The organism is Mycobacterium sp., from assembly GCF_019243155.1.
GTDB lineage: Bacteria > Actinomycetota > Actinomycetes > Mycobacteriales > Mycobacteriaceae > Mycobacterium.
Genome location: NZ_JAFAUS010000224.1, coordinates 1 through 13,587 on the forward strand (window position 1 = coordinate 1; position 13,587 = coordinate 13,587).

Here is a 13,587-nt window from a genome sequence, read left to right on the forward strand (position 1 = left end):
CTGCAACGGGTGGCCGCGCCGGAGAACATGGCCAGCCACATGTTCGCCCTGCTGCGAGACCGCCCGGAATTCGCCTCGGCGACAACGCAATTGCGCATGCTGGACAGCTCGGGGCGTCTGGTCAAGGAGCGGGTGACTTGGATCCGGACCATCGCGCCGGGTCCGATGCCGCAGTGCGGGTACTTTGCGCAGCCGGACAAACCGGCGCGGCTGATCCTCAGCGGGCCGCTGTTGCCCGCCGACTGGACCGTCGAGCTCAACTACCTGGCGAACAGCGACGGCTCGATGACGCTGACGATGGCGGAAGGACCCGACGTCAAAGTTCCCGTGCACCCGGGACTCAACCGCGTCTTCGCTCGGCTGCCCGGCGCCGGGGATGCGATCACCGTGCGCGCAAACACCACCGCGCTGGCGCTGTGCATCGCGTCGGGGCCGGTCGGTTTCCTGGCGCCGGCGTGAGCCCGGGACGCGAGTCCTGTTGTGCGACAGGGTGGTTACCGCGGATGTCGGCGCTGGCAGCGGCGACGGATTCCGTCACGCCTCGCCCGCCGCTCACTCAATGGCTACGTTCTCGAAAAGTCTGATTCGACGAGATTTGGTGTACTTTTCCCTTACTAATTTCCCCGGAATGCAACCATTGGACGATGGCTTTTTTCGAGGACTCCCGAGACAGTGAGTTGATCCGCCTGTTGGAACACTTGCTGCACGAGATGAACACCAAGTCGGCACACCCGCACGCATCCGCGCTGCGCCAAGACATCGAAGAGGCGCAGGCCCTCATCGGCCGGTTGCAGTGGCGGGATCTCGACGCCGAACTGGATCTGTGGAGCGCTCGTAACTGAGCCAGCAAGTATTCGCTGGTAGTTGAGCCGCCTGGGGGAATCGAACCCCCGACCTATTCATTACGAGTGAATCGCTCTACCGACTGAGCTAAGGCGGCACACCCGCATGCCGGGCGGCACGAGTCTACGGCAGGCGCGCGGGCACCACGAAATCAATCGCGCGGTTCCTGGCCACGCAGTTCCTGACCGATCGTCGCCACCATCGCGTCGACGGCGAATTTCGGCTTCACGTTGATCGATAGCGCCTCGCGGCAATCGAGCACCGCCTCGATGCAGCGCAGCAGCCGAGGGGGCGTGGCATGGCGGGCCAGCGACCCGACCTGGTCAGCCATGTCGGGATGGTTGGACCGCACCGCACCGGCGTCCGCCGACGCCATCAGCGCATCCCGGAAATACGTGGCCAAGTCGATCAGCGCGCGGTCCAGCGCATCGCGTGACGCGCGGGTCTGACGCGACTTCTGGCGTCGCTCAAGATCTTTCATGGCGCCCGCGGCCCCGCGCAACGCGCCCGCGGTCCCCTTGCCGGTGCCGCCGGCACCGAGCGCCGTCCGCAGCTCCTCGGTCTCGGCCTCAGCGCGGTCCGCAGTGAGCACCGTGGCCTCGGCTTCGGCCGCGGCCACCAACTCTTCGGCGGCGGCATACGCGCGCGACGGCGTCGCGGCGTCGCGCACCAGGGCCAGCGCACGCTCGCGTCGCTCCCGGGCGTCGGAATCGGTGGCCAGCCGGCGCGCCCGGCCCACATGACCGCCGCTGACCGACGCAGCCCAGTTGGCCGTGTCCGGCGCCAGGCCGTCGCTGTCCACCAGCACCCCCGCGATCGCCTCGGTCGACGGGGTCACGAGCGCGACGTGCCGACACCGGGATCGCAGTGTGATGGCAATGTCCTCGGGGTCCACCGACGGAGCGCACAACAGGAACACCGTGGACGGCGGCGGTTCCTCGACGACCTTCAGCAAGGCGTTCGCGGCACCTTCGGTCAGCCGGTCGGCGTCCTCGATCACCACGATCTGCCGGTGCCCGGTCGCTGGGCGCCGCGAGGCGATCTGCACGATGGCGCGCATCTCGTCCACGCCGATGGACAGGCCTTCGGGGATCACCCGGCGCACATCGGCGTGGGTGCCGGCCATCGTCGTCGTGCACGCGTGGCAGCGCCCGCATCCCGGGTCGCCATCGGCGGTGCATTGCAGCGCGGCAGCAAAGCACAACGCCGCGACCGAGCGCCCCGAACCCGGTGGGCCGGTGATCAGCCAGGCGTGTGTCATAGTCCCGTCGCCACCGCCGCTGTGGCCGGAATCACCACGGGCGTCCTTGGCGGCGGCGAGTAGCTCAGCCTTCACCGCATCCTGGCCTACCAGCCGCGTAAACACCCCGGACATCATCGGTAACAGTAGTTTGCGGTACCGACGGATACCGATCGGCCACCATTCCGCGACCAATCCGTGACGTTCCGGGGCATTTGAGCACCTGAGCGGACTTGCCGAGTTGCTGAAGAAGTTTCCGGGAGGTCCCCGCCGACCGATACGGTGGGTTGGTGGCGACGGCGGAAGCACTACCGGGACGGATCAGCGCATTCGTCCGCTGGGTGGCGCGCACTCCCTGGCCGCTGTTCACGCTGAGCATGCTCCAGGCCGAGATCATCGGCGCCCTGTTCGTGCTCGGCTTCCTGCGCTACGCCCTGCCGCCCGAGGATCGCGTTCAGCTGCAGGATCTGCCCGCCCTGAACCTGGCGATCTTCGCAGGCACGCTGGTCGTCCTGTTCCTCGCCAACTGGATCATGAACCTGAGGCTGCTGATGCCGGTCTTCCGGTGGCAGCGCCGGGACAATTTGCTGGCCGAGGCGGATCCGACCGACACCGAACTTGCCCGCAGCCGCGCTTTGCGCATGCCGTTCTACCGCTCGCTCTTCAGCATCGTGGCGTGGTGCATCGGCGGGGTGGTGTTCATCGTCGCCAGTTGGTCGGTCGCCCGGTTCGCCGCTCCCGTCGTGGCCGTCGCCACCGCGCTGGGCGCCGCCGCCACCGCGATCATCGGTTACCTGCAGTCCGAGCGGGTGCTGCGGCCGGTCGCCGTGGCCGCCCTGCGCAGCGGTGTGCCGCAGAACGTCCAGGCGCCGGGGGTCATCCTGCGCCAGATGCTGACCTGGATGCTGTCCACCGCCGTGCCCGTGCTGGCGATCGTGCTGGCGGTGGTGGCCGACAAGGCCTCGATCCTGCACGCCACGCCCGAGAAGCTGTTCACCCCCATCCTGTTGCTCGCGTTGGCGGCGTTGGGCATCGGGCTGGTCAGCACCCTGCTGGTGGCCATGTCGATCGCCGACCCGCTGCGTCAGCTGCGCTGGGCGCTGTCTGAGGTGCAGCGCGGTAACTACAACGCGCACATGCAGATCTACGACGCCAGCGAACTGGGCCTGCTGCAGGCCGGCTTCAACGACATGGTGCGCGACCTGTCCGAGCGGCAGCGGCTTCGCGACCTGTTCGGCCGCTACGTGGGCGAGGACGTCGCCCGCCGGGCCCTGGAACGCGGCACCGAGTTGGGCGGTCAGGAACGCCACGTGGCGGTCCTGTTCGTGGACCTGGTCGGCTCGACCCAGTTGGCCGCGACGCGACCGCCCGCCGAGGTGGTCCACCTGCTCAACGAGTTCTTCCGGGTGGTCGTCGAAACCGTCGGCCGGCACGGCGGGTTCGTCAACAAATTCCAGGGCGACGCCGCGCTGGCCATCTTCGGCGCGCCGATCGAGCACCCCGACGCCCCAGGCGGTGCGCTCGCCGCGGCCCGCGAGTTGCACGACGAACTCCTGCCGGTGATCGGTTCGGCGGACTTCGGGATCGGGGTGTCGTCGGGCAGAGCGATCGCCGGCCACATCGGCGCTCAGGCCCGTTTCGAGTACACGGTGATCGGCGACCCGGTCAACGAGGCCGCCCGGCTGACCGAGCTGGCCAAACTCGAGTCCGGCCACGTGCTGGCGTCGGCCATCGCGGTCAGCGGCGCCCTGGACGCCGAGGCGCTGTGCTGGGATGTCGGCGAGGTCGTCGAGCTGCGTGGCCGTCGGGCGCCCACCCAGCTGGCGCGGCCGGTGCAACTTGCCAGCTCGGGCAGGGCTTCGGAAACGGTTGTGCCCGAACAGATTTCCAGCGAGGCGCGCGGCTGATCAGCTGCGCTTGGCGGCCTTCTTGGCGGGCGACTTCTTCGCTGGGGCCTTTCGGGTGCTCTTCTTGGCGGGACGCTTAGCCGGGCCACGGGCCCTGCGGTCGGCCAGCAACTCGGCCGCGCGCTCGTCGGTGATCGACAGCACGTCGTCGCCCTTTCGCAGGCTCGCATTCGTCTCGCCGTCCGTGACATAGGGGCCGAACCGGCCGTCCTTGACCACCATCGGCTTGCCCGAGGCCGGGTCGTTGCCCAGCTCGCGCAACGGCGGCGCCGAAGCGCTTTGCCTGCCACGGCGTTTGGGCTCGGCGTAGATCTTCAGCGCCTCGTCCAGGGTGATGTCGAAGATCTGGTCCTCGGTAGCCAGTGAACGAGAATCCGTGCCGCGCTTCAGGTATGGGCCGTAGCGACCGTTCTGCGCGGTGATCTCCTCGTTCGACTGCGGATCCACCCCGACGACCCGGGGCAGCGACAAGAGCTTGAGCGCGTCCTCGAGGGTGACCGTCTGCAGGTCCATGCTGCGCAGCAGCGAGCCGGTGCGGGGCTTGGGACCGGTGGGCTTCTTGCCCTTCTTCGCCGGCTGCCCGGCGGCGCCGTCGTCGTCGTCGTCCGGCTTGGGCAGCACCTCGGTGACGTACGGGCCGTAACGGCCGTCCTTGGCGACGATTTCGTGTCCGGTGTCCGGGTCGACGCCCAGCGTGCGTCCCTCTTGCGGGGTGGCGAAGAGCTCCTCGGCGACGTCGAGGGTCAGTTCGTCGGGGGTCAGCGAGTCGTTCAGGTTGGCCCGCTGCGGCGTCGGCTCACCGTCGTCGCCGACCACCATGCGTTCCAGGTACGGCCCGTTCTTACCCACCCGAACGTAGACGGTACGACCCTGTGCGTCGTCAAACAGCTTGATGGAGTTGACTTCTCGCGCGTCGATGCCTTCGAGGTTGACGCCGACGAGCCGCTTCAGGCCACCCGAGCGCGCCACCGAGTCCGCCACCCCGTGCTCGCCGCCGAAGTAGAAGTTGTTGAGCCAGTCGGTGCGCCGCTCCTGGCCGGAGGCGATGGCATCGAGCTCGTCTTCCATCGCGGCGGTGAAATCGTAGTCGACCAGTCGGCCGAAATGCTGTTCGAGCAAACCGGTTACGGCGAAGGCAACCCAGGAGGGCACCAGCGCGCTGCCCTTCTTGTGCACGTAGCCGCGGTCCTGGATGGTCTTGATGATCGACGAGTAGGTCGACGGACGCCCGATGCCCAGCTCCTCGAGCGCCTTGACCAGTGACGCCTCGGTGTAGCGCGCAGGCGGGTTGGTGGCGTGCCCGTCGGGGGTGAGCTCGATGGCGTCCAGCCGCTGGCCCTGGGTTACCTGCGGCAGCCGGCTCTCGGCGTCGTCGGCCTCGCCGCCTGCCAGCTCGTCCACCGTCTCCACGTAGGCCTTCAGGAAGCCCGCGAACGTGATGGTGCGGCCGCTGGCCGAGAACACCACGTCCCGGCCGTTGGATCGGCCGCCGATGCGCACGCTCAGCGTGGTGCCGCGCGCGTCAGACATCTGGGAGGCCACCGTGCGCTGCCAGATCAGCTCGTAGAGACGGAACTCGTCGCCGTCGAGCTCGCGCCGCACCGCGTCCGGCGTCGCGAACGCCTCACCGGCGGGCCGGATCGCCTCGTGCGCCTCCTGGGCGTTCTTCACCTTGCGGGTGTACTGACGCGGCGACGCCGAGACGTACTCCTCGCCGTAGAGCTGACGCGCCTGGGTGCGTGCCGCGTTGATCGCCGACGAGGACAGCGTCGTCGAGTCGGTACGCATATAAGTGATGTAGCCGTTCTCGTAGAGCCGCTGAGCGATGCTCATCGTGCGCTCGGACGAGAACCGCAGCTTGCGGCCCGCTTCCTGCTGCAGCGTCGACGTCATGAACGGCGCGTATGGGCGCCGAGTGTAGGGCTTCTCCTCCACCGACGCGACGGACAGCTGGGCACCGCGTAGACCCGTGGCCAGCTCGGTTGCGGACGCCTCGTCGAGGATCACCACCTCGTCGGCCTTGCGGAGCTGGCCCAGCGAGTCGAAATCGCGGCCGGTGGCCACGCGCAGGCCGTCGACGCCTGCCAGCCGGGCGGTGAAGGTGGGCGGTTGCGCCTTCGGGTCGGACACACTGGCATCCAGCTGGGCGACGATGTCCCAGTAGGACGCGCTGCGGAACGCCATCCGGTCGCGTTCCCGCTGCACGATGATGCGGGTGGCCACCGACTGGACCCGGCCGGCCGACAACTTGGGCGCGACCTTCTTCCACAGCACCGGACTGACCTCGTAGCCGTACAGGCGGTCCAGGATGCGGCGGGTCTCCTGCGCGTCGACCAGGTCGATGTCCAGGTCGCGGGGGTTTTCGGCGGCCTCTAGGATCGCCGGCTCGGTGATCTCGTGGAACACCATCCGCTTCACCGGGACGTTCGGTTTGAGGGTTTCGAGCAGGTGCCAGGCGATGGCCTCACCCTCGCGGTCACCATCCGTGGCCAGGTAGAGCTCGTCGACGTCTTTGAGCAGGCCCTTGAGCTCGGTGACGGTGCTCTTCTTCTCCGGGCTGATGATGTAGAGCGGTTCGAAGTCGGCATCCACGTTGACCCCGAGGCGCGCCCAGGGCTCGGATTTGAACTTGGCGGGGACGTCGGCGGCGGCGCGGGGCAGGTCGCGGATGTGACCTCGGGAGGACTCGACGATGTACCTGGAGCCCAGGTAGCCGGCCAGTTTGCGCGCTTTGGTGGGCGACTCGACAATCACAAGCCGCCGGCGGCTGCCATTCCCGCCGCTGGTGTCGTCCTTCAGCTTCGGATCAGCCAACTGCCCTTACGCTCCATCTCTAATCGGTCCCCCTTCGAGACCACCTTGGGGAAGAATGACAGGTCGGCTACGAAAATTCCGGTGAAATTCAGGTACGCGATCGTTCCTTCGCCCCTCGGCACCCCACAATTTCGCACCCTTGGGCGGGGGTGCGCAAACCGGCAGCCGGAAACGCGAGTCTTGACGCAGGGCTAAACGCGCGGCCAACGCGCCGCCGCATCGGCGCCGTCGGGCGGTTCTCCCACGTTCTCTACCAGGCGCGATAGTCTGCGACGGCCGCTGATACGAAGCGCCGGGCGCCCGCCGCGGGTACCGATCAAAGTCGGCGCAATCCCCACCCGCATCAGAGCCGACGCCAGCGGCGAGTGCGTGTCGGGCGCGTGCGGGTCCAATCCCAACAAGTAATGCTCGCCCTCGGGGTTGCCGGCGGCCAGCGTCCAGGCCCGCAGCTCGCGCGGTCCGGGCAGCCAGCGCGGGGGCACCGTCTTGACCGCGCCGCGCGTCCATTCGGCCGCCAGCGTCGTCAACGAGGGATCCACCGTCGTCCGCACCAATGGGGTGTCCTCATCGGTGCGGCTGATCTCCGCGACCAACCCCGCCTCGCGGATCATGTCCGCCAGCGCGGACGCGCGCCAAGACTGATCCACAACCACGGACAGCCGGGCGCCCTGCGCGTCGGACGAGCCAACCAAGACGATCTGCCCAGAGGCCGCCAGCACCCCCGAGAGATCGGCGACCGCGGGCGGCACCGACTCCGCTGTGAAGAAGGAAAGCTGGCTCACGCCACCGACAGTAGGCCAGGTCCCCTATCCGCGTCTTGAGGTAATCGGCGCGGCGGCCGGGTTACCCGATACAAGCACTGCGGAAAGTGAAAACCCCCCGGCGTGGGCCGCTGGGCGGGTCTGCACGGGGGGTTTCCTTGAAGAATCTGCTCTATCTCTTAGACGGAACGGACTCCGGTGGCCTGGGGGCCCTTAGGGCTGTGGCCGATTTCGAATTCGACCTTCTGGTTTTCCTCGAGGGTGCGGAAGCCCGAACCCTGGATCTCCGTGTAGTGGACAAACACATCAGCGGAACCATCTTCAGGGGCGATGAAGCCGAACCCCTTCTCCGCGTTGAACCACTTCACAGTTCCCTGTGGCATCTCTCGATCTTTCCTTTTCTTCTGGGTGCGGAGCACCGCATTTCGGTGCGCCAGGCCTGTACGACCGCCATACCTCGCTCAGTCGCCGGAACTTCACCCGACCGATTAACCTCGCAGGAACCGCGGCCGCAACGTCGATCCTGCGAAAGTTTGACACGAACACAGAAGCTGCGACCCGTGATCATCCAACCATGTTCGTGGCGTCCGCGACAGACTTGTAGCGCGTACGGATCTTGAAAGGACGCGAGTGGCGAGTTTCGGCAGCGATCTGCTGTCCGCCGCGATCGCCGGAACAGCGGCCGACGAGCACCCATTGCGGCACGTACGCGAGCTGCCGCCGCGGACAGCGCGACCCCGTGAGTGGCCGGCATGGGTCGAGCCCGACGTCGTGCGCGCATTAGTCGACCGCGGGATCAAAACCCCGTATTCGCACCAATCCGCGGCCGCAGACCTCGCTTTTGCGGGCCGTCATGTGGTGGTGAGCACGGGCACCGCGTCGGGGAAATCGCTCGCTTATCAACTCCCCGTTCTCAATGCACTGGCGACCGATCCCCGGGCGCGGGTGCTGTATCTGTCGCCGACCAAAGCGCTGGGGCACGACCAATTGCGCGCCGCGCACGCACTGACTGCGGCGATTGCGCGGTTGCATGACGTCGCACCCACCGCCTACGACGGCGACAGTCCCTCCGAGGTCCGGCGTTTCGCGCGCGAGCGTTCCCGTTGGCTGTTCTCCAACCCCGACATGATTCACGTGTCGATATTGCGCAACCACGCCCGCTGGGCCGTACTGTTGCGTGGGCTTCGCTACGTAGTGGTTGACGAATGTCATTACTACCGCGGGGTTTTCGGGTCAAACGTTGCGATGGTGCTGCGGCGCCTGTTGCGACTGTGTGCGCGATATTCGTCGGCGCCGACGGTGATCTTCGCCAGTGCGACAACGAATTCACCCGGAGCGACGGCCGCCGAGCTCATCGGGCTGCCGGTCGAGGAAGTCACCGAAGATGGCTCGCCCCAAGGGGCCCGGACGGTGGCGCTGTGGGAACCCGCGCTGCGCAACGACTTGACCGGCGAGAACGGCGCGCCGGTGCGCCGCTCCGCCGGTTCGGAGGCCGCGCGTGTGATGGCCGACCTCATCGCCGAAGGAGCGCAGACACTCACGTTCGTCAGATCACGCCGCGCCGCGGAATTGACCGCGCTAGGTGCCCAAGCCCGGCTGGACGACGTCGCTCCAGAGCTGTCGCGCAAGGTGGCGTCGTACCGGGCCGGCTACCTCGCCGAGGATCGCACCGCGCTCGAGCGCGCCCTGGCCGAGGGCCGCCTGCGCGGGCTGGCCACCACCAACGCCCTGGAATTGGGCGTGGACATCGCCGGTTTGGACGCGGTGGTACTCGCCGGTTTCCCCGGCACGGTCGCCTCGTTCTGGCAGCAGGCCGGCCGATCGGGCCGGCGCGGCCAGGGCGCGCTGGTGGTGCTGATCGCCCGCGACGATCCGCTGGATACCTATCTGGTCCACAATCCCGCAGCGCTGCTGGACAAGCCGGTGGAGCGGGTGGTGATCGATCCCGGCAATCCCTACATTCTGGGCCCTCAACTTCTCTGCGCGGCAACCGAACTCCCGCTCGAGGAAGTTGAGGTACGCAATTTCGGCGCCGTCGATGTGGCCGAGGGTCTGGTCGACGACGGCCTGCTGCGGCACCGCAACGGCAAATACTTTCCCGTGCCGGGGCTGGAACCGCATGGGGCGGTCGACATTCGGGGATCGACGGGCGGACAGATCGTGATCGTGGAGGCGGACACCGGACGGCTGCTGGGCAGCGCCGGTGTCGGTCAGGCGCCGACCTCGGTCCATCCCGGCGCGGTCTACCTACACCAGGGGGACAGCTACGTCGTCGACTCGCTGGATCTCGAGGACGGGATCGCGTTCGTTCACGCCGAGGACCCCGGATATGCGACGTTCGCGCGGGAGATCACCGACATCGCCATCACCGGAACCGGCGAACGCTCGCAGTTCGGCTCGGTGACATTGGGTTTGGTGCCGGTGCTGGTCACCCACCGGGTGGTGGGGTATCTGCGCCGCCGGCTTTCCGGGGAGGTGATCGACTTCATCGAGCTGGACATGCCGGAGCACACGTTGGCCACCACCGCGGCGATGTACACCATCACCGAAGAGGCGTTGGCGCACAAGGGTATTGAGGCGCCGAGGATTCCGGGCTCGTTGCATGCGGCCGAGCATGCGGCGATCGGCCTGCTGCCACTGGTGGCCAGCTGCGACCGTGGCGATATCGGCGGTATGTCCACCGCGGTGGGACCCGATCCCGCCGGTCTGCCCAGTGTTTTCGTCTACGACGGATACCCGGGCGGGGCGGGATTCGCCGAACGCGGCTTCCGCCGGGCCCGCACCTGGTTGGGCGCGACGGCGGCCGCCATCCAGGCGTGTGAATGCCCCAGAGGCTGTCCGTCCTGTGTGCAGTCCCCCAAGTGCGGCAACGGTAACGATCCGCTGGATAAAGCGGGTGCGGTCCAGGTGCTGCAGTTGGTCCTCGCGGAATTGCCTCACGAACCACGCTGAGCAATTCGGTGGACGACGACCGACCCCTCGACGGTCGACTTCCTCGGACATGCATTACCGGGGCCGCCCCTGCGGGGCGTTTCCTTTTTGCTAAAGAAAGCCCGACGTGCCATCGCGACGAACGGTCGGACAACGCGAGCCGTTCCCAGGCCCGACAAGGCGGGCGCAGCAGAAAAAATACCACAAATTTTCCAATGACATAGCAACTTTGGCCGTCGTCACACCGGTGGCCGTGCCCGACATGAGATTCGGCGACGTACAATCCGAAACCGTTGCCGCACATATTGATCCGGGCGCATCCTATCCGCACAGAAATGAATTCAATTGTGACGCGTGCGCTCAGGAGGAAAAGTCCCGCGAGCCGAGGTCCCATCAACTCCTCTCGTCGCCGTAGGATCGGCCGCATGGCCCACGACTGGTTGCTCGTGGAGACGCTGGGGGGTGAACCCACCGTCGTGTCGCAGGGGCGGCAACTGAAAAACCTCGTTCCGATCACCACGTTTCTGCGCCGCAGCCCTTACCTCTCCGCGGTTCGGACGGCAATCGCAGAGTCGGTGCAGACCGGCCAGAGCCTGACCAGCATCACTCCCAAGCGTGACCGCATCATTCGTACCGAGCCCGTGGTGATGTCCGACGGCTTCATCCACGGCGTGCACGTGTGGACCGGGCCCGCCGATGTCGAGCCGCCCGAGCGCCCCACACCGGGGCCGCTGAAGTGGGACCTCACCCTCGGCGTGGCCACCGACACCCGGGAGTCGCTGGCCAACAGCGGCAAGAACCCCGAGGTTGAGGTCACCTTCGGCAGAGCCTTCGCCGAAGACCTTCCGGCGCGCGAGCTCAATCCGAACGAGACCAAGGTGCTCGCCATGGCGGTCAAGGCGGAGCCCGACCAAACACTATGCAGTACATGGGATCTCACCGACTGGCAAGGGAACCCCATCCGGATAGGTTTCGTCGCACGCACCGGTTTGGAGCCAGGGCCCAATGGCCGCGAGCATTTGGTGGCCCGGGCCATGAACTGGCGTTCCGAGCTCAAGGGTCCGGTGGTGTCGACCGACGATCTCGCGCAACGGATCCTCAACGGACTCGCCCAGGCCGGGGTCCACCGGGCACTCGTCGACCTCAACAACTGGACACTGCTGAAGTGGCTCGACGAGCCCTGCACCTTCTATGACTGGCGCGGCGGCATCGAGACGGGCAGGCCCAAGGTCCACCCAGACGACGAGCACGTCAAAGCCTCGATGACAGCGGAATTCGTCAACGGCGCGACCAGTCGAGTGCTGCGGATGCCGGGCCACGACACAGATTGGGTGCCGGTGCACGTCACGGTCAACCGGGTGGAGCTCGAACCCGACACGTTCGCCGGCCTGATCTCGCTGAGGTTGCCGACGGACGAGGAGCTTGCCACCGCGAACCTGTCGAAGCTCCCCGACGCCACGCCCTAGCCACTGTCGATCGGCCCCGCACGTGCGGCGGCCCCCGCCACGGTGGCAAAGACGACCACTCGGACGGTGACGACGACGTCGAGATCGTCCACCTCACAGTTTGCATCGTCGACCCGCATCTCGCGGGCCACCGCCGTCGCGCGAGCGCAGGCCGCCTGCGGTCCCATCGGCAACCGGGCCGCGGCGGCCAACGCCGCCAGGTCGGCCGCCGCCTGCGCGCGATGCCGTGCCACCACCACCGCGCCCAGGTATGCACCCGCGCCCGTGACCCACAGAAGCACCACCACCATCGAGGCCGCGACCACCGTGGCCGACCCGCGCTCATCCCGACGGCTCCGCCGCAGAAACCGCCTTTGCCCCAATGTCCAGCGCGGGCAACAGCTTCGAGTGCACGACAACGGTGGCCACCAGGAAATCGCCCTCATGACGCACGTCGACGCGCGCCCCGCCAGGCGCGAGTCGACGCGCGGTGACAACTGCGGAGCGTTCGTCCCCGCGGGCAGCGAGCCGGGCGGCCTCCCGGGCGGCGTCGACGCAGCGCACCTGCATCGACACCGCGGTGACGCCGGCCAGGCACAACACCAGAACCACCACCAGCGCCGCGATGCCCGTGGCCGCCTCCACGGTGCTGGCGCCCGCACAGCCGGCTAGACCTTGGTGTTGAGTGCGCGACCGATGATGTTGGTCAGCGCTGACACGATGGAGTCGCCGGTGACGACGGTGTACAGGATCGCCCCGAAGGCCGCCGCGGCGATCGTGCCGATCGCGTACTCGACGGTGGACATGCCCGACTCGTCGGTCGCCAAGACCGCCAGGCGAGCCATCAAGACACGAAACACGTTCATCAGCAATGCATCCCCTTTTCTGTTCACTGGTCATAACAGGCCCGACTGCAAGACGTCACCGGCGAGCCCGGCCACTACGGGGACGATGCCCAGACACACGAACGCCGGCAGGAAGCACAGTCCGAGCGGCCCCGCGATCAGGACCCCGGCCCGTTCGGCTGCGGCGGTGGCCGCGTGCGCGGCGTCATGCCGGCACTGATCGGCCAACTCGGCGACACCGCCGGCCAGTGCCGCACCCGAGGACGCGGAACGCCGCGCCAGCCGGAGCAGCGCGTCGATCTGCGGGTCGGCGGGTTTGATCGGCAGCCCCGGCGGAATCGACCATGCAACAGCCGGATCGGCGCCGAGCGCGAGCAGATCGGCCGCGCGGCGCAGGACCCTGCCGAGCGTCGCGGGCGCCGACGGGGCGGCCGCGGCCGCGGCGGCCGACACCGCCATGCCCGTCTCCAGGCACACGGCCAGCACGTCAAGACAGGAGGCGATCGCCAACGGGTCCCGGCCACGCGCCCGCCCTCGCCTCTGGGGTGACCGATACGCACGGGATGGCATCCCGACCCGGGCCCGCACCCGTGCGGGCCCGGGGCCGATCAACAGCGCCGCAGCCAACAGCACGGCCGCCGCATTCACGACGCGACCCCATCGGCGATGCGATCCGCCCACAGCAGGCCGCCACACGTCAGCACCGCGCCGACCACCAAAAGCCAGCCGCCGGCGTGCCCACCCAGCAGGAAGCCGAGGGGCCGGGCTCCGATCAGCTGCCCCAACAACACGCCCAGCACC

12 protein-coding genes, 1 tRNA gene and 2 pseudogenes are annotated in these 13,587 nt (G+C 67.8%); 5 read left to right on the plus strand and 10 right to left on the minus strand.

The genetic code is table 11. From position 1 onward, the window contains the following. Together JOZ00_RS11220 and JOZ00_RS11225 are read left to right on the plus strand one after the other, a co-directional pair. Positions 1–459 (plus strand): annotated as a pseudogene (locus tag JOZ00_RS11220) (hypothetical protein); the annotation flags it as partial. Positions 460–644: 185 nt separating this feature from the next. Then, on the plus strand, positions 645–842 hold the full coding sequence (locus JOZ00_RS11225; protein ID WP_293343709.1) for a hypothetical protein: 198 nt from the start codon (positions 645–647) through the stop codon (positions 840–842). Between the two features lie 25 nt (positions 843–867). Here JOZ00_RS11225 and JOZ00_RS11230 read toward each other — a convergent pair. Then, positions 868–940 (minus strand) — tRNA-Thr (locus tag JOZ00_RS11230). A 54-nt stretch (positions 941–994) separates the two neighbouring features. Further along, complete coding sequence (locus JOZ00_RS11235) at positions 995–2,218, minus strand: DNA polymerase III subunit delta' (protein ID WP_293343711.1); 1,224 nt, start codon at positions 2,216–2,218, stop codon at positions 995–997. 155 nt (positions 2,219–2,373) lie between these two features. On the opposite strand from JOZ00_RS11235, the gene JOZ00_RS11240 reads away from it, so the two are divergent. Beyond that, a complete protein-coding gene (locus JOZ00_RS11240) occupies positions 2,374–3,990 on the plus strand; it encodes an adenylate/guanylate cyclase domain-containing protein (RefSeq protein WP_293343712.1) in 1,617 nt (538 codons plus the stop codon). On the opposite strand, the gene topA is transcribed toward JOZ00_RS11240, so the two are convergent. The 3 genes from topA to cspA form a co-directional block, all read right to left on the minus strand. Then, positions 3,991–6,804: a type I DNA topoisomerase gene (topA, locus tag JOZ00_RS11245; RefSeq protein ID WP_293343714.1), complete on the minus strand. Its 2,814-nt coding sequence runs from the start codon at positions 6,802–6,804 to the stop codon at positions 3,991–3,993. It lies immediately after the preceding gene. A gap of 191 nt (positions 6,805–6,995) precedes the next feature. Next, positions 6,996–7,586, minus strand: coding sequence for a hypothetical protein (locus JOZ00_RS11250; RefSeq protein WP_293343716.1), 591 nt, complete (start codon positions 7,584–7,586; stop codon positions 6,996–6,998). Positions 7,587–7,744: 158 nt separating this feature from the next. Beyond that, positions 7,745–7,948, minus strand: coding sequence for a cold shock protein CspA (gene cspA, locus JOZ00_RS11255; protein WP_007166602.1), 204 nt, complete (start codon positions 7,946–7,948; stop codon positions 7,745–7,747). 247 nt (positions 7,949–8,195) lie between these two features. Between cspA and JOZ00_RS11260 the strand changes: the two genes are divergently transcribed. Further along, positions 8,196–10,517, plus strand: coding sequence for a DEAD/DEAH box helicase (locus JOZ00_RS11260; RefSeq protein ID WP_293343783.1), 2,322 nt, complete (start codon positions 8,196–8,198; stop codon positions 10,515–10,517). Positions 10,518–10,921: 404 nt separating this feature from the next. After that, the gene (locus JOZ00_RS11265) at positions 10,922–11,962 is read left to right on the plus strand and encodes a PAS domain-containing protein (RefSeq protein ID WP_293343785.1); all 1,041 of its coding nucleotides are present in this window, start codon (positions 10,922–10,924) and stop codon (positions 11,960–11,962) included. On the opposite strand, the gene JOZ00_RS11270 is transcribed toward JOZ00_RS11265, so the two are convergent. From JOZ00_RS11270 to JOZ00_RS11290, 5 genes and pseudogenes are all read right to left on the minus strand, one after another. Further along, positions 11,959–12,252 (minus strand): Rv3654c family TadE-like protein, encoded by a 294-nt coding sequence (locus tag JOZ00_RS11270; protein WP_366022291.1) that lies wholly within the window; start codon positions 12,250–12,252, stop codon positions 11,959–11,961. The two genes, JOZ00_RS11265 and JOZ00_RS11270, sit on opposite strands and share 4 nt — an antisense overlap. A gap of 31 nt (positions 12,253–12,283) precedes the next feature. Beyond that, positions 12,284–12,586 carry a TadE family type IV pilus minor pilin gene (locus tag JOZ00_RS11275; RefSeq protein ID WP_293343789.1) on the minus strand — a complete coding sequence of 101 codons (303 nt, stop codon included), beginning with the start codon at positions 12,584–12,586 and terminating at the stop codon, positions 12,284–12,286. A 23-nt stretch (positions 12,587–12,609) separates the two neighbouring features. Next, entirely contained in the window at positions 12,610–12,807 is a 198-nt protein-coding gene (locus JOZ00_RS11280) for a DUF4244 domain-containing protein (protein ID WP_293343791.1), read from the minus strand. A gap of 30 nt (positions 12,808–12,837) precedes the next feature. Next, positions 12,838–13,434, minus strand: coding sequence for a type II secretion system F family protein (locus JOZ00_RS11285; protein ID WP_293343793.1), 597 nt, complete (start codon positions 13,432–13,434; stop codon positions 12,838–12,840). Beyond that, positions 13,431–13,587 (minus strand): annotated as a pseudogene (locus JOZ00_RS11290) (hypothetical protein); the annotation flags it as partial. The gene JOZ00_RS11285 and the pseudogene JOZ00_RS11290, both read right to left, overlap by 4 nt.

Coding starts and splice junctions, on each gene's coding strand:
- JOZ00_RS11280 (WP_293343791.1), bottom strand. CDS start 12,807: ATGAACGTGTTTCGTGTCTTGATGGCTCGCCTGGCGGTCTTGGCGACC.
- JOZ00_RS11235 (WP_293343711.1), bottom strand. CDS start 2,218: ATGTCCGGGGTGTTTACGCGGCTGGTAGGCCAGGATGCGGTGAAGGCT.
- JOZ00_RS11270 (WP_366022291.1), bottom strand. CDS start 12,252: ATGGTGGTGGTGCTTCTGTGGGTCACGGGCGCGGGTGCATACCTGGGC.
- JOZ00_RS11225 (WP_293343709.1), top strand. CDS start 645: ATGGCTTTTTTCGAGGACTCCCGAGACAGTGAGTTGATCCGCCTGTTG.
- JOZ00_RS11265 (WP_293343785.1), top strand. CDS start 10,922: ATGGCCCACGACTGGTTGCTCGTGGAGACGCTGGGGGGTGAACCCACC.
- cspA (WP_007166602.1), bottom strand. CDS start 7,948: ATGCCACAGGGAACTGTGAAGTGGTTCAACGCGGAGAAGGGGTTCGGC.